We start from the raw sequence: 18,278 nt of genomic DNA, 5'->3' as shown, positions 1-18,278 counted from the left end.
GGTGGAACGGGCCGTGCCAAACGGGACGAATTTGTATGAATCCGCCTACCCTGAGGCATGAGCGAGGCCGAGGAATTCGAGATCGACGGCAGATCCGTCCGGGTGAGCAGCGTCGACAAGGTCTACTACCCCGAGCGCGGCTTCACCAAGGGAGACCTGGTCCGCTACCTGATCGCGGTCGGTGGCGGCATGCTCCGGGGCCTGCGCGACCGGCCCACCACGCTGCAACGCTTCGTGCACGGCGTCACCGGCGAGTCGTTCTTCCAGAAGCGGGTGCCCAAGAACCTGCCGGAATGGATCCCCACCGCCCGGATCACCTTCCCCAGCGGTCGTTTCGCCGACGAGATGGCCCCGGACACCGTGGCCGCGCTGGTCTGGGCGGCCAACCTCGGCACCCTGACCTTCCACCCCTGGCCGGTCCGCCGCACCGACACCGAACACCCCGACGAACTGCGCATCGACCTCGACCCGCAACCCGGCACCGACTTCGCCGACGCGATCCACGCCGCACACGCGATGCGCGAGGTGCTGGACGAGTACGGATTCACCGCCTGGCCGAAGACCTCCGGCGGTCGCGGCCTGCACCTGTACGTGCCGATCCGCCCCGACTGGGAGTTCACCGAGGTACGGCGCGCGGTGATCGCGCTGGCCCGCGAACTGGAGGCGCGGATGCCCGATCGGGTGACCACCGCCTGGTGGAAGGAGGAGCGCGGCGAGCGCATCTTCGTCGACTACAACCAGATGGCCCGCGACCGCACCATCGCCGCCGCCTACTCGCCGCGCCCCACCGTCCGGGCGACCGTGTCCGCGCCGCTGACCTGGGACGAGGTGGACGACGCGCACCCCGACGACTTCGACCTGGGCAGCATGCCGCCGCGCTACGCGCGCCTGGGCGACGTGCACGCGGACATGGCGGAGCACGCCTTCGACCTGCGCCCGGCCCTCGAGTTGGCCGACCGCCAGGCCCGGGACCACGGCGTCGGCGACCTGCCGTACCCGCCGGACCACCCCAAGATGCCGGGCGAGCCACCCCGGGTACAGCCCAGCCGGGCACGCGAACACTGACACGGGCCGTCCCCCCGACGGCGCAGCAGCGCAGGCGGGGGCGTCGGCGGCGAGCCGACACTGAGGGGAACCCACCCCCAGGAAGGCCCCTCCCATGTGCCTGTCGCTTCCCACCCGGCTGTCGAGGCGTACCCGGCTGTCGGTTCGCAAGGACGTAGGTCTGCTGGCGCTGCGCGTCGGCACCGGCGGTGTCCTGTTCGCGCACGGCGCGCAGAAGTTGTTCGGATGGTTCGGCGGTCACGGCCTGAGCGGCACCGGCTCGGCGATGGAAGGCATGGGCTTTCGCCCGGGTCGGCAGAGCGCGCTGGCGGCCGGGCTGGGGGAGGCGGGCGGCGGTGTACTGCTCGCGCTCGGCCTGGCCACCCCGGCGGCCGGGGCGGCGGCGGCCGGCGCGATGGCCGGCGCGGTCTCGGTGCACGCGCCCGCCGGGTTCTTCGCCCAGTCGGGCGGCTTCGAGTATCCGGCCTTCCTCGGCTTCGTCGCGGCCGGGATCGGGCTCGCGGGGCCCGGGCGGTTCTCGGTCGACCACGCGACCTGCCACGTGCTGGACCGCCCGTGGGTGGTGGGCCTCGCGTTCACCGGCAGCGCTGCGGCGGCGGCCGCGGTGATCGGGCGGCGCCAGGCGGCCACCCGGGAGCAGGGCGACGCCGACGCCTCGGCGGACGCGGGCGAGTAGCGGGTCAGTCCTTCGCCGGGTGCGTCCAGGCGAGCAGTCGCTCCACCGGCCATGTGGTGATCACCCGCTCCGCCGGTACCTCGCACTCCTCGGCCCGGGCGCAGCCGTGCGCCTGCCAGTCCAGTTGGCCGGGGGCGTGTGCGTCGGTGTCGATGGAGAAGTACACGCCCGCGGCCAGCGCGCGGTGGATCAGTCGGGTCGGGGGGTCCCGGCGCTCGGGGCGGCAGTTGATCTCCACGGCGGTGTCCGACTCGGCGCAGGCCGCGAACACCGCCTCGGCGTCGAAGGTGGACTCCGGGCGGCCCTTGCCCTGGACGAGCCGGCCCGTACAGTGCCCCAGCACGTTCACCCGGGGGTTGCGGACGGCGGTCAGCAGGCGGTGGGTCATCGCGGGGGCGTCCATGCGCAGTTTGGAGTGCACCGACGCGACGACCACGTCGAGGCGGGCCAGGAGTTCGGGCTCCTGGTCCAGCGAACCGTCGTCGAGGATGTCGCACTCGATGCCGGTGAGCAGGCGGAACGGGGCCAGTTCGGCGGCGAGTTCGGCGACCACGTCGAGTTGCGCGCGGAGCCGGTCGGCGGTCAGCCCCCGGGCCACGGTCAGCCGGGGCGAGTGGTCGGTGAGTACGGTCCACGCGTGGCCCAGGTCCCGGGCGGTGCGGGCCATCACCTCGATCGGGCTGCCGCCGTCCGACCAGTCCGAGTGCATGTGGCAGTCGCCGCGCTGGGCGGCGAGCAGCGTCGCGCCGGCGGTGGGCAGCGGCGACGGGCGGGCCTCCAGGTCGGCGAGATAGCCCGGGATCCGGCCGGCCCACGCCTGCTCGATCACGTCCGCCGTCTTGGGGCCGATGCCCTTCAGCTCGCCCAGCGTGTGCCGGGCGACCCGGGTGCGCAGCTCCGCCGGATCGAGCCCGGTGATCACGGCGGACGCGGTGCGGAAGGCCTTGACCCGGTACGTGGGCGCCTGGTCGCGTTCGAGGAGGAAGGCGATGCGATCCAGCGCGGCCACCGGGTCCGGCGCGGGCGGGGTCGTGTGGTGTGGGGGCATGGGTGGACTGTGGCCGCGCGGGGCGGCGGTAAACCGGTGGGCCGGCTTCCCGGGTGCGGTCAGCGGCCGGGTTCCTCGTCCTTGAGGGACTTGCGGATTTCTTCGCGGAGTTCGGGGTTGTCGGTGTGGCCGTGTACCGCCTGGGCGTGCTGGGCGGCGGCCACGACGACCTCGTCTTCCGTGCCGGCGATGGTGAGGGTGCAATTCGATTCGCTGGGGAACTCCCGGCAGTCGGCTACCTTGCGCATGGTGTCCTCCCGGACGGTTCGTCCCCGAGTCTCCGAGGGTCGTGACCCCGGGCACGACGGCACGAGGCCACGGTCCAATTTTAGGCGGTCCTGTCCGCTTTTCGGGTCATGATCGAGCCAAGCGTGAAGGCCGGGGCGATCATGATCACGGCGCTCGCGTAGATGTCGGCGGTACGACTCGGGCCGATCGGGGACACCGCCATGCCGGCGGCCGTCAGGGCGGGTGACCTGCGGCCGCCCGGCACGATCGAGGTGGTCGCGGTCGCGATCATCGGGGCGAAGACGACGAGGCCGCCGATCGGGTGGCTGCGCACGCCGAGGATGCCGGCGGCCGGCGACGGGCCGAGGGACAGGTACAGGCCGGCGACGGCCCGGGTGGCGACCAGGGTCGGGACCACGGCCAGGAAGCGGCCCCGGGTGCCGGACGGGACGCCGACCCGAGGGCGCGGCCAGGTCAACGCGCCGGGGTGCGGCCGGGCGGTCTCCGGCATCACCGCGACGGCGACGATGCCGATCGGGAACAACACGCCGAGGATGACGAAGACCAGCGCGCGGGGCGCGGGGGCGTACTCCACCGGCAGGCCCGAACCCAGGGCGCCGGCGCCGAGCTCGATGCCGGGGCCCGCGCTGTTGACCAGGGTGGCCGGGCCCGGGCGGCCGGCCGGACCGGAGGTCCATCGCGCCGGCGCTGATCGCGCCGGTCGCCGCGCCGGTGGCGAGGCCCTGTACCGCGCGGGCGGCGAGCAGCCACGGGACTCCGTCGGCGACCGCGAACAGCGCCATCGCGACGGCCTCGGCGGCGAGCGCGGCGATCGGTACCGGGCGGCGGCCGACGTGGTCGGACAGCGCCCCGACCACCATCGGCGCGATCGGCAGTGCCGGCGCGCAGAGCGCGAAGACCACGGCCAGGGTGGTCGCGGAGAAGCGCCATCGGGATTGATGGACGACGTGGAGCGGGGACGGTGCCGCAGCCGCGCACATGAAGGCGAACAGGATTCCGGCGATCGTCCGGAACGCGGCGCGGCGCGATATTCGCCCGGTCGTCGGGGCGGTCTGCGGATGCGACCGGGTCGCGGATGTGGCGCCGGTCCGGCACGACACCGACCGGCCGCCCGAGCCCACCGGCGCGCTGGACGAGGATCCGGCCGGCTACGCGGTGTGGGCGCTGCTCGACTTCTCCGGGCCGGGCGGCATCGCGTTCTTCCGGGCCGAGGTGGCGCCGGACCCCGACGACCGGCGGGCCGGGCCGGCGAGGTGCCCGGACCGGTGCGCCGTGCGGATCGACGCGCTCCTCGCGAAGGCGGCCGAGCGGGGCCGGGTGGTCCCCACTCGGCAGCAGGTCGTCGATCGCATCATCGCCCCGCGGTACTTCCGCGTGGTCTTCTCGATCCCGGACACGGACGAGGCGTACGCCCGGGCGCCGGCGGCCGACCTCCTCGACCACCCGGACTTTTGGCCGGGACGCGCCTCGTCGGGGTGAGTCGAGGGCGGTCGGGCCTCGGCGGGTCGGGGCCTCAGCCGTTGGCGAACTCGTGCACGCCCCACCAGCCGCTCTCGTCGTGGAAGATGCCGACGCCCGCCTCCGTATGCGAGGGGTCGGTCTGGTTGCGGTAGTGGCCGGGGCTGTGCCGCCACATGTCCTGGAACTTCTCGGCGGCCTGGCGGGCGGTCATGGCGGGGTCGCCCCACATCACGATGTTCTCGGCCACCCCGGTACGCCGGCCGGTGACCAGCGCGTCGGCCTCGCGACCGGAGTGGGCGAAGCCGTTGCGGCGCATGTGCTCGGCCCAGGTGCGGGCGAAGGCGCTCAGGTCGGCGCTCGCGCGCAGCGGCGGCAGGCCGACCTTCGCCCGTTCCGCGTCGAGCAGTTCCAGCGACATCGCCTCGGCGTCGGTGATCGACTGCGAGGGCGGGCGGTTGCCGCGCACGGTGGGATTGGCTCCGGGCGGGCCGTCGGCGGCGGACGCGGTGGTGGGCCGAGTGCCGGCTCCGGTCCGGGACGTGGCGTCGGTGCCGGGGCGACTCGTGGCGGTGGACGGGGCGGGCTTGCGGGTCGACGGGGCGGTGCTGCTCGGGGCGGTGCCGCCGGAGGGGGTCGGGGTGCCGGTCGGGGGCGGGGTCGCCGCCGAGGGGGCCGCCGACGCGGTGGTGCCAGCGGCCGGGACGGTGCCGCTCGGGGCGGCCGATCGGCTCGCGCCGTCGTGGTGTTCGGCGGATCCGCAGCCGGCCACGACGAGCGCGGCCAGGGCGGCGGCCACGGCCGTGGTGACCGCTCGGCGGTGGTGGCGCACGGGGCGCATGCGGTGCACGGGGCGCATGCGGTGCTCGGGGTGCTGCGAGTGCTTGGGGCGCTTGGGGTGCTGCACGCTGGGTGGCTCCTCGGAGGCTACGGCTCGTCGACCGGCCGGAACGCCGGTGACACCCGGGAGAGCCGGGGCGCGCGCGGGGATAACGGAAATCGGCGCGGGAGTTCCCCGTCCGGTCGCCGATCAGGCCGGTGCCGCGAAGAGTTGCGTCCACAAGGTCGTGCCGCCGGGGCCGAGCGTGACGCCGACGCCGAGATCGGTGAAGCCGCAATCGAGGATGTTCGCCCGGTGCACCGGGCTGCCCAGCCACTCGTCGACGACGTGTGCGGCGTCGGGTCGGCCCCGATTCAGGTTCTCGCCCCACAGTCGCCACCGGTATCCGGCGGCGTCGATCCGGGCGTCGGCGCGCACTCCGTCCGGGTCGACGTGGTCGTAGAAGCGCCGGGCCGCCATGTCGTCGGAGTGTTTGCGGGCGGCGCTACGGAGGCGGTCGTCGACCCGCACCGGGGCGCAGCCGTGCTCGGCGCGCGCGGCGTTCACCAGGTCGACGACGGCGCGTTCGAGCCGGGCGCGGTTGTCGACGGGGGCGGTCGAGCGGGTCGTGGGCGGCGGTGTGGTGGCGGCGGGCGGTTCCGTGCTCGGCGACGGGGGTGGGGTCGTGGCCGGTATGGGTGAGGGCGGGGGCGGCGTCGCGGCGACCGGTGTCGGGCCGGCCGCGCTTCGGGCCGGCGCGTCGTGGTGCGGTCGGTCGAGGAGGACGACGGCGGCCAGTACGACGAGGACGATCGCGACGGCGGCGATCGTGGCGGTGTGCCGGAGCCGACGAGCCGGTCGGAGGGCGGCGTGGGCGGGCGGCCCGCCGCCGGGCTTCGCGCCGGGACGCGAAGTGCCGACGGGTCCCGTGGCGCCGCCCGAGCCCGAAGCGCCTACCGAGCCGGAAGTACCGCCCGAGCCCGCTGCGCCGCCCGACGCCGAAGCGCCTACCGAGCCGGAAGTACCGCCCGAGCCCGCTGCGCCGCTCGACGCCGAAGTGCCTGCCGAGCCCGCTGCGCCGCCCGAGCCCGCTGCGCCGCCCGACGCCGAAGTGCCTGCCGAGCCCGCCGTGCCGCCCGAGCCTGCGGCGCCCGCTGCGCTGCTCGAGCCCGGGGCCGCAGTGCTTGCCGCCCCCGCCGGTCCCATTGCCCCGGCCGTCGCCGTCCCCGCGCTCGGGTGCCACAGCGTCGCCATCGGGGGCAGCAGTGCCAGGCCCGCGAGCAGGCCCTCGACCGGGGCCAGGCCCCGGCGGTGGTCGCCGCACGCGCGGCACGTACGGGCGTGGCGGGCGATGCGCTTGCGCCACAGCGGGGTCGGGCCGCCGTCCCAGTCGCCGAGCAGCGCGGACAACTCCGCGCAGCGCGGCGTGGCGGCCAGCGCACGGACCACCACTCGGGCCGCGTCCAACTGCTCCTTCATCCGCTGCACCCGGACCGCGGCGTGTGTGGCGGGCAGGTCCAGGGCGGCGGCGAGTTCGGTCCGGGTGAGCGTACCGGCCGCCTCCAGCCACCACAGCGCGAGCAGTTCGCGGGTCTCCGGGTCCAGCCACCGGGTCGCGCTCGCCACGTCGCGACGCTGACCGGACAGGCCCAGCCGCAGGATCGTCAGGTTCGCGAAGTCGGAGCCGGGGTCGGCGTGTCCGGCCACCTCGTCCAGCGGGGTGGTGAAGGCGCGGCGGGCGTGCCGGCGCCGGATCCGGTTGATCGCGATGGCCACCAGCCAGGACCGGAAGCGCTCGGGGTCGCGCAGCCCGCCGAGGCCGGTGAGCGCGTCGACCATGGTCTCCTGCACCACGTCGTCGACGTCCGCGTGCCCGTCGAGGGCCCGGCCGACGATGTTGTAGACCAACGGCAGCCAGGTCGCGACCAGTTCGTCCCGGGCGCGCAGGTCACCGCCCCGGGCGGCGACGACCAGGGCGGTGTCGTGCTCGATCTCCACGTAGCCACATCCACTTTCTCGACCGGCGTGACGGGCCCGCTCCCGTCCATCCGCCAGGGAGATGCCGTGGATCGACGCGGATAACGGAAATCGCCGGACGAGTTCCGAGGAAGGCGACGCGGATCAGTGTGGCTTGGCCGCCAGCAGGTCCTCGACCCGGGCCCGCACCTCGGGGGTGTCCAGGCCGCGGATGGTCACCGTGGTGCGCCGGCGCAACACGTCGTCCACCGTCATCGCCCACTCGTGGTCGCGGGCGTAGGCGGCCTGGGCCCAGATGTCCGGCCCGTCCGGGTGGATGCGCTCGCCGAGCGAGCGGTCGGCGCGCACCATCGCGGCCAGGTCGTAGGCCAGGTTGCCGTAGTGCGAGGCGAGGTGCCGGGCCACCGCCGGGTCGACGCCGTCCTCCGCGGTGGCCTCGCCGAGCAGCCGGTGGGCCACCGCCTCGGGATTGGCCGAGCCCGGCAGCGCCACCCGGCGCAGCGGGGTGGCCATGTCCTGTTCCAGCGCCACCACGCCGGCCTTGGCCAGCTTGTCCATGACGGTGCGGCCGATGTGCCGGTAGGTGGTCCACTTGCCGCCCGCCACCGACAACATGCCGCCGCGCCCCTCGCTGACCACCGTCTCGCGCTTGGCCTCGCTGGTGGCCCCGGCCCCGCCCGGCAGTACCCGCAGGCCGGCGAAGGAGTAGGTGATGTCCTCGCGGCGCAGTTGTTTCGGGTCGACGGCGCTGCCCGCCTCGTCCAGGATCTGCGCGATGTCGGCCTCGGTCGGCGAGACCTTGCCGGGGTCGCCCTCGTACGCCTCGTCGGTGGTGCCGAGCAGCAGGTGCTCCTCCCACGGGATGGCGAAGGAGACCCGGTACTTGTCGATCGGGATGGTCAACGCCGCGCGCCACGGCTGCTGTTGGCGCAGGACGAGGTGGACGCCCTTGGACAGTCGGATGCTCGCCTCGGCGGCCGGGTCCTCCATCCGGCGCAGGTGGTCCACCCACGGGCCGGTGGCGTTGAGCACGACGCGCGCGTTCACCCCGAATTCGGCGCCGTCGAGGCGGTCGCGCAGTTCGGCGCCGGTGACCCGGCCACCGGCGTCCTTGCGCAGGGCGACCACTTCTGCGTGGTTGAGCACCGTCGCGCCCGCCTCGACCGCGGCGCGCACCGTGGTCACCGCGACCCGGCTGTCGTTCATCTGGTGGTCGCCGTACACCGCGGCGCGGCGCAGGCCCTCCTTGCGCAGGGCCGGGACGAGTTCGAGCGCGTTGTCGGGGCCGATCACCTTGCCCATGCCGTCGCCGAACGCGGACAGGGCCGAGTAGAGGAAGACGCCGGCGCCGAGTTTGGCCGAGCCGTGCGGGCCGTCCTTGTAGACCGGGACCAGGAAGGACAGCGGGCGGACCAGGTGGGGGGCGACGTCGCGGGCCAGGGTGCGGCGTTCGCGGTGGTTCTCGGCGACCAGCTTGAGGTTGCCGGTCTGGAGGTAGCGCAGGCCGCCGTGGACCAGCTTGGAGGACGCGGACGAGGTGGCGCCGGCGAAGTCGCCGGCGTCGACCATGGCCACCCGCAGGCCGGTCTGGGCCGCGGTCCAGGCCACCGCCGTGCCGAGGATGCCGCCGCCGATGACGAGGAGGTCGTGGGTGCCGCGCGAGAGTTCGGCCCGGCTGTGGGCGCGTGCGGGGACGGTCGGATCCGTGGCGGTGCTCATCACGCGTCTCATTTCCACTCGGCCGGCTACTACGGTGTGGGCGGGACGGGTCCCGAGCCCAACCTATGTGGTCGGCATTGTCGAACGCCGAACGACAGTTTTCCGGCCGTGCCCGGCAGCGTCAAGTACGCACAGTCGAATCGGCGGACCGAGCGGGCGCGCCGAAGCCGGGTCGCGCCGCGCAGGCCGTGCGCGTCGGCTCAGTACGGGAACGACGCGCCCAGGTCGCGCGAGACGGCGCGGGCCGCGTCGCGGACCGCGGCGACCAGGGCGGGCCGCGGGGCGCCGTCGGCGACGATGCGTTCGACGGCGCCGCTGATGCCCACCGCGCCCACCGGGGTGCCGCGCCGGTCGCGGATCGGCGCGGCGATCCCGGCCAGGCCCAGGACCGACTCCTCGACGTCGCCCGCCCAACCGCGCTCGCGCACCGTGACGCTCTGCGCGTCCATCGCCGCCGCGTCGGTGATCGTACGGGCGGTGAAGGCGACCGCGTCGGTCTCGTCCAACTCCGCGCGCGCGGCCGGATCGAAGGCGAGCAGGACCTTGCCCCACGCGGTGGAGTGCAGCGGCAACATGGCGCCTATCTCCAGCACCTGGCGGCTGTCGTCCGGCCGGAAGACGTGGTGGATCACCAGCACGCCGCCCTTGTGCAACACGCCGATCCGTACGCTCTCCCCGGTGCCGCGGGCCAGGTCGTCCGCCCAGACCAGGGCCCGCGCGCGCAATTCGTGCACGTCCAGATAGGAACTGCTCAGCCGCAGCAGCTCGGCGCCGAGCTGATACTTGCCGCTCTTGGGGTCCTGCTCCACGAACCCCTCCTGGTGGAGCGTGCGCAGGATGCCGTGCGCGGTGCCCTTCGCCAGACCCAGGGTGGTCGCGACCTCGCTCAGGCCGAAGCGCCGTTCGCCGCCGGCGAGCAACCTCAGGATCGCCGCTGCGCGTTCCAGCGACTGGATGGGACCGGGCATACCGACTCCTCCGTCGAAGATCAGGTTGGCAATGTAGAACAGCGGTCACGAACATGCCGGCCGGGTCCGGGTCCGCCCGGTGCGCCACGGCCCCCGTCGGTCGGGCCGGAGACGAGATGTTCACCGACTCTTGACGGCGGCGCAACCCGCGGAGAACACTGCCGGACAGTGGTCGTCAATGTCGAATACCAGTCGAATCCGAATCGAATACCCGTCGAGGCCCGATCGAGTACCGATCTCGATCACCGGTCGTAGTCATCCCACAGACCGAAGCGGGACGGCCGATCCGCCGTGACCGGCGCGCTTCCGCGGATGCGCCGTGTGTCGTCCGGCGTCGTGTCCCATTCCGGCGTAGCATCCCGCCGCCGGCCAACCGGTGGCATTCACGAAGGGGCTCAGTGATGACGAACGGCGACATCTTCGTCGGCGAGACCTTGGGTACATCCATCCTGGTTCTGCTCGGCGTCGGCGTGTGCGCCGCGGTGACGCTCAACCGGTCCAAGGCGCAACACGCCGGCTGGTTGGCGATCACCTTCGGCTGGGGCTTCGCGGTCCTGGCCGGCGCGTACGCGAGCGTGTCCCTGTCCGGCGCGCATCTCAATCCCGCGGTCACGCTCGGGATCGCGGTCAAGACCGGAGAGTGGGACAAGGTGCCGCTGTATCTGGCCGGGCAGTTCACCGGGGCGGTGATCGGCGCCGTGCTGGCCTGGGCGACCTATCTCGGGCAGTTCCGGGAACACGGCGAGCCGGTACTCGGGGTGTTCGCCACCGCGCCGGAGATCCGCCACCCGATCCAGAACGTGATCACCGAGACGATCGCCACCATGGTGCTGGTCATCGTCATCCTCACCCAGGGCCTGACCAACGGGCTCGCGCTGTCCGGCACCGGCGTACTGATCACCGCGCTCCTGGTGGTCGGCATCGGGCTGTCCCTGGGCGGCCCGACCGGCTACGCGATCAACCCGGTCCGCGACCTCGGGCCGCGCCTGGCCCACTCGTTCCTGCCGATCCCCGGCAAGGGCGGCTCGGACTGGACCTACGCGTGGGTGCCGGTGGTCGGCCCGACGCTGGGCGGGCTCGCGGCCGGCGGCCTGTACCGTCTCGCCTTCTGACCCCCTCCCACCCGCCCCACCCCGACTCCCACGCTCGGATCCTTCGGAAGAGGAGCCATGTCCGACACGTACATCGCCGCGATCGACCAGGGCACCACGTCCAGCCGCTGCATCATCTTCGGCGCCGACGGCCGGATCGTCGCCGTCGACCAGCGCGAGCACCGGCAGATCTTCCCGCGCCCGGGGTGGGTCGAGCACGACGCCGCCGAGATCTGGAGCGTGGTGCGGGCGGTCGTCGCCGGCGCGCTGGATCGGGCCGGCCTGCGGCGGGAGCAGATCCGCGCGCTCGGCATCACCAACCAGCGCGAGACGACCGTGCTGTGGGATCGCCATACCGGGGTCCCGGTGCACAACGCCATCGTGTGGCAGGACACCCGCACCGACGCGCTGTGTCGCGAACTCGGCGGCAACGTCGGCCAGGACCGCTTCCGGGTGGAGACCGGACTCCCGCTGGCGAGCTACTTCGCCGGTCCCAAGATCCGCTGGCTGCTCGACCACGTCGAGGGGCTGCGGGAGCGGGCCGAGCGGGGCGACATCCTGTTCGGCACGATGGAGTCGTGGGTGGTGTGGAACCTCACCGGCGGTCCGGACGGCGGGGTGCACGTCACGGACGTCACCAACGCGTCGCGCACGATGCTGATGAACCTGGAGACGCTGGACTGGGACGACCGGATCCTGCGCGCGATGGACGTGCCGCGCTCGCTGCTGGCCGAGATCCGCTCCTCCGCCGAGGTGTACGGCACCGCGAAGGGCGTTCTGGAGGGCGTGCCCGTCGCCTCCGCGCTCGGCGACCAGCAGGCCGCGCTGTTCGGCCAGACCTGCTTCGAACCCGGCGAGGCCAAGAGCACCTACGGCACCGGGAGTTTCCTGCTGATCAACACCGGGCCGCGGATCGTGCAGTCGCACCACGGACTGCTCAGCACGGTCGGCTACCGGCTGGGCAAGGACGCGCCGGTCTACGCGCTGGAAGGCTCGATCGCGGTCACCGGATCGCTGGTGCAGTGGATGCGCGACCAGATGGGGCTGATCGCCACCGCGGCGGAGATCGAGACGCTGGCGCTGACCGTGGAGGACAACGGCGGCGCCTACTTCGTGCCCGCCTTCTCCGGACTGTTCGCGCCGTACTGGCGCTCGGACGCGCGCGGGGTCATCGCGGGGCTGACCGCGTACGTGAACAAGGGGCACATCGCCCGGGCCGTCCTGGAGGCCACCGCGTGGCAGACCCGGGAGGTGGTGGACGCGATGGAGCGCGACTCGGGCGTCGAGTTGGCCACGCTCAAGGTGGACGGCGGGATGACCGCCAACAACCTGCTCATGCAGACCATCGCGGACGTGCTCGACGCTCCCGTCGCCCGCCCGTTCGTGGCGGAGACCACCGCGCTCGGCGCCGCGTACGCCGCCGGTCTCGCGGTCGGCTACTGGCCCGACCTCGACTCGCTGCGGGCCAACTGGCACCGCGCGGCGGAGTGGACCTCGCGGATGGACGAGGCCACGCGCGAGCGCGGCTACCGCAACTGGCGCAAGGCGGTGGACCGGACGATGGACTGGGTCGAGGAGTCGGACGCGCGCCCTCGCGCCCGCTGACCGATCGGATGGCGGTGCCCCGGGCCGGCGCGTGGCCGACCCGGGGCACCCTCCGGCGCGTGACCCCCGCCGGGGTCGTGGCACCGCCGCGCCTCGGCGGGCGCCGGACGCCCGCGTCGGCGGGCCCGGTCTCAGTGCGTCGGCAGGTGCCGGGCGAAGAACCCGTGCACGTGGCGGCGGACCGTGGGGATCGACCGGGTCGGGGCGATCGCGCCGACCAGCGCGTCCCGGGCGGCCGGCGTCATCCGGCCGGACGCCGCCAACTGCGGCGCGATCGCCGCGTAGTCGGTGAACACCGCGTGCGCGGCCGAGTGGATCCGCCGCCGGGGCACCGGATGGCGGGAGTGCGCGAGCAGCGCCGACCAGGAACGCTCCAGCGCGGCATGCTCCGGGAAGCCGTCGGTGTCGACCAGCAGCAGCGGCCGATCGGCACCGTCGCGGGCGATGGGATACAACTCGCCCACCTGTCCGAGCACTCGGGGCGGGTGGTCCAGATAGCCCTCCAGGTTGATCGCGGCGGCGACGCGGCGGTCCTCGGCCATCGTCTCGGCCGCGGTGGTACCGCCCGCCGAGTGGCCGTACACACCCACCCGGCGCGGATCCAACACCCGGTGCAGATCCGCCGGGAGCGGGCGACCGGTCGGGTCCGGATTGCCGCCGGCGGCGAGTACGGCCACCTGGTCCAGCACGAACCTCGTGTCGGCGATCCGGGTGTCGATCATCGTGTCGGCGATCGTGGGATCGTTGCGGGGGTCGAACCGGAACACGGTCCACCGCACCCGGTCCCGCCCCGCCAGGTCGACCGGAAACTCGACCACCGCGGCGTCCCCCGGATGGTCCATGGTCACCACCACGTAGCCCCGGCTCGCCAGTTCCTCGGCGAGCCCGGTGCCCATCCCGCGCGGATCGCCGCCGCCGGGGCTGTACAGGAGCACGGGGCGCCGCGTGGTCTGCGCGGGGGCGTCGATGCGGGAGTGGGTACGGGTGGCCGCCCAGTCCACCCCCGTCGACGGCAACTGCGGATGCCCCAGCGGACCGGCCACGGCGAACTCCCGCGCGGCGGCCTCGGTCAGCTGCGGCGCGACGGTCCGCCCCGCCACACCGCGCGCCGGGTAGAACACGGTGACCATCACCTCCCGGACCGCGATCGGCTCCCACGGGTCGGTCCGGGACCGATCGACCAGGTATAGCGTGGTGGTGCCGACCGGATGCGGGCCGGTCGGCGCGGGCAGTCGCAGCCGGCCGGGTACCGACGGGTCCGCGCCGCCCGACCCTGCCCGCGCGGGTCGGGCCCGGACCACGCCGCCCGCGAAGAGCAGTGCGGCGGCCGGTATCGCCGCCCCGAGGATGCCTCGCCGACCGATCACGGGACCTGCTTCGTGCACCATGGATCCTCCTCGTGTCGTCCTGCCCGGGTCGCCCGGAGTGCCCGGTGACCCGCTGACTTGCGGCTTCGGCGGGCTTCCGGCCGAATACGGGGCAGGACCCGAAGGTTGGCATCCGAGGGGGGCCGCGTACGAGGGTTGCGGCCCAGGCCGAAAGGATGGCGCCGTGCCGACAGGAGGGGTAATGCTCCGGATCCGATTCACCACCGCGGACTTCGGCCGGATCAGGTTCGCGCCGCGACCCGCCCCGTTGTCGGAGTTGAACGTGGCGCTGGCGCGGATGCTCCGTCCGGACGACGCGCTCCTGCTCGGCACCTGGCGGCAACGCCTGCTCCGGGCCCTGCCGGCGGCGGCCGAGCCGTTCGGGGACCTGGTGCCGGGTCCGGTGGCGCCGAATTTCCTGGACGAGTTCGCCGATTCGCTCACCGAGGGACTGGACTCGATCCGCGCCACCCGCCCCGAGGAGGTACGGGCCGAACTGGAACGGGTGTACGCCCCGCATCCGAGCGCCGCGCCGGCGTGGATTCGCGACCTGCACCGCGGCGACGAGCCCGCCTGGCGGATCCTGCGCCGGGCCCAACACGCGGCCTACGAGACGGTGTTGGCCCCGGTGTGGTCCGTGGTCCAGGACCTGCACCGGGCCGAATTCACCCGTCACGCCCTGGGTATGGCCGAACACGGCCTCGGTCCGACCCTCGCCGACCTCGTCCCCGGCAGCCGACTGCACGAGGACGTCTGGGAGTTCGCCGGCCCCGCCGCCCGGGAGATCCCGCTGCGTGGGCGCGGGCTGCTGCTCCGACCCACCTTCCACTGGAGCGGACACCCGCTGATCTCCGACCTGCCCGACCGCCCGGTGACCGTCACCTATCCCGCCGGCCCCGGCCTGCCGCCGACCCCCGACGGCCCGGCCGACACCGCGGACGCGCTCGCGGCGGTGCTCGGCCGAACCCGAACCGACATCCTGTGCCTGCTCGCCGCCGGCCACACCACCGGCGACCTCGCCCGCCGCCTGCGGGTGAGCAACACCACCGTCTCCGAACACACCGCGGCCCTACGCGCCGCCGGCCTGATCACCACCACCCGCGTCGGTCGCGCGGTCCGCCACGAACGCACCCCGATCGCGACCCTGCTGATCGGCCGGCACGGTCTGCAAAGCGTTGACAGTCCCGGGTGACAGCGGTTTGGGTGGGCGGGTCGGCGTGCGTTTCGTGGGCGGCCGAGGGCCGTTCGGGGGAAGGGGATCGGTCATGGCGCGTATTCGTGAGGGATTTCGCGGCGAGGGGCCCGGGGCGTTCACGCCGGACGGGTGCGCCGTGGAGATGTACGGGATTCTGCCGGTGCGCGAGGAGCCGGACATGATCGCGCTCGGGGCTCGGGACGGGGCACGCAGGCTGCTCGAACTCGGGTGTGGGGCCGGGCGGGTGACCCATGCCCTGATCGAGCGGGGGTGGGAGGTGACGGCGGTGGACGAGTCGCCGGAGATGCTGGATCGGGTGCGCGGGGCCGAGACCGTGTTGTCCACGATCGAGGACCTGCGGCTCGACGAGCGTTTCGACGTCGTGTTGTTGGGCTCCTACCTCGTGCACCAGGCCGAGGCCGAGGCCCGCAAGGCGATGCTCGACACCTGTCGGAACCATGTCGCCGCCGACGGGGTGGTGCTCATCCAGCGCGAAGGCCGCGACTGGCACGACGAGTTGCCCCGGATCAACGAACACCCTCGCGGCGCCGTGCGCGTCCTGGCCGCCGACCCGCTCGGCAACGGGGTCAACGCGATGCGGATCGAGTACGAGTTCGACGGCGTGCGGTGGGCGCACGAGTTCCGTTCCCGGCCGCTCACGGATTCGGAGTTCACCGAGGTCCTCGCCGAGTCCGACCTGGTGCTGGACGCCTATCTGGATGAACACCGCACCTGGGCACGGGTGTTGCCGGCGTCGTGAACGACCCCGGCCACCCGTCAGCGCAGCAGTGTCGGGGAGGCCCCCTTCGTGACGAGCAGGCGTGGGGCGCCCGTTCCGTCGGCCGGGACGGCGTAGACGTCGCGGTCTCGGCCGTACATCACCGTGTTGTCGTCGAGCCAGGCGGCCTGGTCGTCGACGTTCGCGTGTTCGGCCAACGGGGTTTCGCGCATCGTGGCCAGGTCCAGCACGTGGAGTCGCCATGTGGCCTTGCCGGAGCGCTTCTTGAAGGCGATACGGGTGCCGTCGGGGGACAGGGACGGGCATTCGACGCCGTCGCGGATGGTGTGCGCCTCCCAGTTGGCGTAGTCGCCCTCGACCAGGTAGGTGTGGCCCTTCGTGCCGACCGTGGCATAGAAACGGTTGTCGTCGGCGGCGAAGGTGACGCCCCAGTAGTTGACGTCGGGGGAGTGGTAGGGCTTGCCGTCGACGGTCAACGGGATGGCCTCGATGTTGATCAGGGTGTAGTCGGTGCGGGTGTCCAGGATGCCGGTCCAGGTGGAGAAACCGGTCTTGTTGTACGACTCGCCGGTGACGAACACCGTCCACGACACCATGTTGCCGCTCGCGGAGACCCGGGCCCGGCTGGGGGTGCCGGCGAGTTCGATGCGGCGTTTGACGTTCGTTTCGGCGTCGACGATCAACGCGTCGGTGCCGGGCAGCGGGCCGCCCCGGGTCTGGAGGCAGACGCCGGTGCCCGCGCCGACGGCGAAACGTTCGCAGCGCAGGCCGCTGTCGGTGCGGGTGGCGGCGGGGGTGTCGAGACCGGTGTCGGCCACGGTGCGGTGTCCGCCGGCGCGGTTCGTGTCGACGAACACCAATCGCCCGCGTGCGGTGAGGTCGAGCGGGCGGCGTTCGACCGTCGCCTCCTCGTTGCGGTCGGCCGCGAAGGTCGAGTAGCCGACCGCCACGCCGACCAGGACCAACAGCCCCAGGGCCAGGGCGAGCGCGCGTTTCATCCGGTCACCTCCGGGTCGAGCGGGGCCGACGGCAGCAGCCGCCGGGCCAGGAGCAGGCAGCCGGCCAGTCCGGCGCCCATGGCGTAGAGCGCGGGGCCCGCGCCCCACAGGGTCCAGGCCGCGCCGAAGACCACCGAGGACAACAGCCGGGCCCCGGCCTGTCCGGTCTGCAGCAGCGCCAGCCCGCTGGTGCGCAGGTGCACCGGCAGCAGCGGTCCGGCCGCGGCCATCAGCACGCCGTCGGTGGCCGCGTAGAACAGGCCCTGGAGCCCGAGCACCAGGAGCAGCACCGCCCAGCGCGACGCGGTCCCGGACGTGTGTCCGCCGGTGGGCGCGGCGGCGACCAGGTAGGCGGCGAGCAGGGCGAGGTGGCCGCCGAGGAAGACCCGGAAGCGCCCGACGCGGTCGGCGAGCCGGCCGATCGGCACGGCGAGCAGCAGGAACGCCCCGGCGGTGCCCAGCGGCAGCAGCGGGAAGTAGCGCAGCGGGATGTCGAATCCGCGCTGCAGGACGAGGTAGACGAACGTGTCGCCGACGGTGAGCAGGCCGAGCAGCGCGGCGGCCACGCAGGTGCGGCGGAACGGCGCCAGGCGCAGCAGGCCGAACGCGGCCCGGAGCGAGGCCGCGCGCCGGGGCGGCGCCGGTTCGCGATGGTCGCGGACGTACAGCATCAACAGCAGCACGCCGAACGTGGCGACACAGAAGGAGACCACGAACACCGCGTCGTAGGCGTCGTGGGTGGTCCACAACACGGCGAACGCGGCGAGCGGCCCGAGGAAGGCGCCGACGGTGTCCATGGCGCGATGCACGCCGAACGCCCGGCCCAGGTGCGGAGTCGGGGTGCTCAAGGTGATCAACGCGTCGCGCGGCGCGGTGCGCAGACCCTTGCCGGTGCGGTCCGCCGCCAGGACCAGGCCGAGCCCGGCTACGGAGGAACCGACCAGCGGCAGGCCGAGTTTGCACACGGCGGACAGTCCGTACCCGGTGCCCGCGACCAGTTTGCGGCGCCGGGTGCGGTCGGCGATCTGGCCGCCGAGCAGGCGGACCATGGCGGTGACGCCGAACCAGCCGCCGTCCAGGAGGCCGTATTGCAGCGGGCTCAGTCCCAGGGTCAGGACGAGGTAGGTGGGCAGTACCGCGGTGACCATCTCGGCGGAGATGTCGGTGACCAGGCTGACGGTGCCGAGGGCGAGCACGTTGGCCGGGACGTTGCGGGTGAATCCCCGCGACGTCCCGACCGCCGTGCGCCCACCGGCCTGATCCGCGCGCCGGGTGGCGGCGATGTACACGGGCGATCCTCCGG

18 protein-coding genes are annotated in these 18,278 nt (G+C 73.5%); 8 read left to right on the top strand and 10 right to left on the bottom strand.

Going from position 1 to position 18,278, the window contains the following annotated elements:
- Nucleotides 1–57 precede the first annotated feature (57 nt).
- Nucleotides 58–1,065: a non-homologous end-joining DNA ligase gene (ligD, locus tag EMA17_RS27830; RefSeq protein ID WP_126639887.1), complete on the top strand. Its 1,008-nt coding sequence runs from the start codon at nucleotides 58–60 to the stop codon at nucleotides 1,063–1,065.
- A 94-nt stretch (nucleotides 1,066–1,159) separates the two neighbouring features.
- The gene (locus EMA17_RS27825; RefSeq protein WP_126639886.1) at nucleotides 1,160–1,741 is read left to right on the top strand and encodes a DoxX family protein; all 582 of its coding nucleotides are present in this window, start codon (nucleotides 1,160–1,162) and stop codon (nucleotides 1,739–1,741) included.
- A 4-nt stretch (nucleotides 1,742–1,745) separates the two neighbouring features.
- Here EMA17_RS27825 and EMA17_RS27820 read toward each other — a convergent pair whose 3' ends face one another.
- From EMA17_RS27820 to EMA17_RS27810, 3 genes are all read right to left on the bottom strand, one after another.
- Nucleotides 1,746–2,789, bottom strand: a complete 1,044-nt coding sequence (locus tag EMA17_RS27820; protein ID WP_126639885.1) for a PHP domain-containing protein — start codon at nucleotides 2,787–2,789, stop codon at nucleotides 1,746–1,748.
- Between the two features lie 59 nt (nucleotides 2,790–2,848).
- Nucleotides 2,849–3,037 carry a DUF1059 domain-containing protein gene (locus EMA17_RS27815; protein ID WP_126639884.1) on the bottom strand — a complete coding sequence of 63 codons (189 nt, stop codon included), beginning with the start codon at nucleotides 3,035–3,037 and terminating at the stop codon, nucleotides 2,849–2,851.
- An 80-nt stretch (nucleotides 3,038–3,117) separates the two neighbouring features.
- Nucleotides 3,118–3,612 (bottom strand): hypothetical protein, encoded by a 495-nt coding sequence (locus tag EMA17_RS27810; protein WP_126639883.1) that lies wholly within the window; start codon nucleotides 3,610–3,612, stop codon nucleotides 3,118–3,120.
- 137 nt (nucleotides 3,613–3,749) lie between these two features.
- On the opposite strand from EMA17_RS27810, the gene EMA17_RS27805 reads away from it, so the two are divergent.
- Nucleotides 3,750–3,977 carry a hypothetical protein gene (locus EMA17_RS27805; protein ID WP_126639882.1) on the top strand — a complete coding sequence of 76 codons (228 nt, stop codon included), beginning with the start codon at nucleotides 3,750–3,752 and terminating at the stop codon, nucleotides 3,975–3,977.
- 39 nt (nucleotides 3,978–4,016) lie between these two features.
- Nucleotides 4,017–4,517: a hypothetical protein gene (locus EMA17_RS27800; RefSeq protein ID WP_126639881.1), complete on the top strand. Its 501-nt coding sequence runs from the start codon at nucleotides 4,017–4,019 to the stop codon at nucleotides 4,515–4,517.
- Nucleotides 4,518–4,551: 34 nt separating this feature from the next.
- On the opposite strand, the gene EMA17_RS27795 is transcribed toward EMA17_RS27800, so the two are convergent.
- The 4 genes from EMA17_RS27795 to EMA17_RS27780 all read right to left on the bottom strand — a co-directional run bounded on the left by EMA17_RS27795 (nucleotide 4,552) and on the right by EMA17_RS27780 (nucleotide 9,980).
- Nucleotides 4,552–5,403 carry a CAP domain-containing protein gene (locus EMA17_RS27795; RefSeq protein ID WP_126639880.1) on the bottom strand — a complete coding sequence of 284 codons (852 nt, stop codon included), beginning with the start codon at nucleotides 5,401–5,403 and terminating at the stop codon, nucleotides 4,552–4,554.
- Between the two features lie 123 nt (nucleotides 5,404–5,526).
- The gene (locus tag EMA17_RS27790; RefSeq protein ID WP_126639879.1) at nucleotides 5,527–7,314 is read right to left on the bottom strand and encodes a sigma-70 family RNA polymerase sigma factor; all 1,788 of its coding nucleotides are present in this window, start codon (nucleotides 7,312–7,314) and stop codon (nucleotides 5,527–5,529) included.
- A 123-nt stretch (nucleotides 7,315–7,437) separates the two neighbouring features.
- On the bottom strand, nucleotides 7,438–9,012 hold the full coding sequence (locus EMA17_RS27785) for a glycerol-3-phosphate dehydrogenase/oxidase (protein ID WP_126639878.1): 1,575 nt from the start codon (nucleotides 9,010–9,012) through the stop codon (nucleotides 7,438–7,440).
- A gap of 200 nt (nucleotides 9,013–9,212) precedes the next feature.
- On the bottom strand, nucleotides 9,213–9,980 hold the full coding sequence (locus EMA17_RS27780) for an IclR family transcriptional regulator (RefSeq protein WP_126639877.1): 768 nt from the start codon (nucleotides 9,978–9,980) through the stop codon (nucleotides 9,213–9,215).
- A gap of 401 nt (nucleotides 9,981–10,381) precedes the next feature.
- On the opposite strand from EMA17_RS27780, the gene EMA17_RS27775 reads away from it, so the two are divergent.
- Together EMA17_RS27775 and glpK are read left to right on the top strand one after the other, a co-directional pair.
- Nucleotides 10,382–11,092, top strand: coding sequence for an MIP/aquaporin family protein (locus EMA17_RS27775; protein ID WP_126639876.1), 711 nt, complete (start codon nucleotides 10,382–10,384; stop codon nucleotides 11,090–11,092).
- Between the two features lie 57 nt (nucleotides 11,093–11,149).
- Nucleotides 11,150–12,676, top strand: a complete 1,527-nt coding sequence (gene glpK, locus EMA17_RS27770) for a glycerol kinase GlpK (protein ID WP_126639875.1) — start codon at nucleotides 11,150–11,152, stop codon at nucleotides 12,674–12,676.
- Nucleotides 12,677–12,807: 131 nt separating this feature from the next.
- Here the strand turns inward: glpK and EMA17_RS27765 are convergent, their stop codons facing one another.
- Entirely contained in the window at nucleotides 12,808–14,064 is a 1,257-nt protein-coding gene (locus EMA17_RS27765; protein WP_126639874.1) for an alpha/beta hydrolase, read from the bottom strand.
- 181 nt (nucleotides 14,065–14,245) lie between these two features.
- Between EMA17_RS27765 and EMA17_RS27760 the strand changes: the two genes are divergently transcribed.
- Together EMA17_RS27760 and EMA17_RS27755 are read left to right on the top strand one after the other, a co-directional pair.
- Nucleotides 14,246–15,235, top strand: a complete 990-nt coding sequence (locus EMA17_RS27760) for an ArsR/SmtB family transcription factor (RefSeq protein WP_126639873.1) — start codon at nucleotides 14,246–14,248, stop codon at nucleotides 15,233–15,235.
- A 73-nt stretch (nucleotides 15,236–15,308) separates the two neighbouring features.
- Nucleotides 15,309–15,998 carry a class I SAM-dependent methyltransferase gene (locus EMA17_RS27755; protein ID WP_126639872.1) on the top strand — a complete coding sequence of 230 codons (690 nt, stop codon included), beginning with the start codon at nucleotides 15,309–15,311 and terminating at the stop codon, nucleotides 15,996–15,998.
- A 17-nt stretch (nucleotides 15,999–16,015) separates the two neighbouring features.
- Here the strand turns inward: EMA17_RS27755 and EMA17_RS27750 are convergent, their stop codons facing one another.
- Nucleotides 16,016–16,975 (bottom strand): TolB-like translocation protein, encoded by a 960-nt coding sequence (locus EMA17_RS27750; RefSeq protein WP_126639871.1) that lies wholly within the window; start codon nucleotides 16,973–16,975, stop codon nucleotides 16,016–16,018.
- Nucleotides 16,972–18,264: an MFS transporter gene (locus EMA17_RS27745; protein ID WP_126639870.1), complete on the bottom strand. Its 1,293-nt coding sequence runs from the start codon at nucleotides 18,262–18,264 to the stop codon at nucleotides 16,972–16,974. Before EMA17_RS27745 ends, EMA17_RS27750 begins: the two co-directional genes overlap by 4 nt.
- Nucleotides 18,265–18,278 lie beyond the last annotated feature (14 nt).

Source organism: Embleya hyalina (genome assembly GCF_003967355.1).
In the GTDB taxonomy this organism is placed as follows: Bacteria; Actinomycetota; Actinomycetes; order Streptomycetales; family Streptomycetaceae; genus Embleya; species Embleya hyalina.
Note: the sequence above shows the minus strand (reverse complement) of the source record. Positions and strands in the feature narration are given on the sequence as shown.

Excerpts from the sequence above, each read along its gene's own strand:
- EMA17_RS27785 (WP_126639878.1), bottom strand. The coding sequence starts at position 9,012 with ATGAGCACCGCCACGGATCCGACCGTCCCCGCACGCGCCCACAGCCGG.
- EMA17_RS27825 (WP_126639886.1), top strand. The coding sequence starts at position 1,160 with ATGTGCCTGTCGCTTCCCACCCGGCTGTCGAGGCGTACCCGGCTGTCG.
- EMA17_RS27780 (WP_126639877.1), bottom strand. The coding sequence starts at position 9,980 with ATGCCCGGTCCCATCCAGTCGCTGGAACGCGCAGCGGCGATCCTGAGG.
- EMA17_RS27765 (WP_126639874.1), bottom strand. The coding sequence starts at position 14,064 with ATGGTGCACGAAGCAGGTCCCGTGATCGGTCGGCGAGGCATCCTCGGG.
- glpK (WP_126639875.1), top strand. The coding sequence starts at position 11,150 with ATGTCCGACACGTACATCGCCGCGATCGACCAGGGCACCACGTCCAGC.
- EMA17_RS27820 (WP_126639885.1), bottom strand. The coding sequence starts at position 2,789 with ATGCCCCCACACCACACGACCCCGCCCGCGCCGGACCCGGTGGCCGCG.
- ligD (WP_126639887.1), top strand. The coding sequence starts at position 58 with ATGAGCGAGGCCGAGGAATTCGAGATCGACGGCAGATCCGTCCGGGTG.
- EMA17_RS27775 (WP_126639876.1), top strand. The coding sequence starts at position 10,382 with ATGACGAACGGCGACATCTTCGTCGGCGAGACCTTGGGTACATCCATC.
- EMA17_RS27755 (WP_126639872.1), top strand. The coding sequence starts at position 15,309 with ATGGCGCGTATTCGTGAGGGATTTCGCGGCGAGGGGCCCGGGGCGTTC.
- EMA17_RS27760 (WP_126639873.1), top strand. The coding sequence starts at position 14,246 with ATGCTCCGGATCCGATTCACCACCGCGGACTTCGGCCGGATCAGGTTC.
- EMA17_RS27800 (WP_126639881.1), top strand. The coding sequence starts at position 4,017 with ATGAAGGCGAACAGGATTCCGGCGATCGTCCGGAACGCGGCGCGGCGC.
- EMA17_RS27750 (WP_126639871.1), bottom strand. The coding sequence starts at position 16,975 with ATGAAACGCGCGCTCGCCCTGGCCCTGGGGCTGTTGGTCCTGGTCGGC.
- EMA17_RS27815 (WP_126639884.1), bottom strand. The coding sequence starts at position 3,037 with ATGCGCAAGGTAGCCGACTGCCGGGAGTTCCCCAGCGAATCGAATTGC.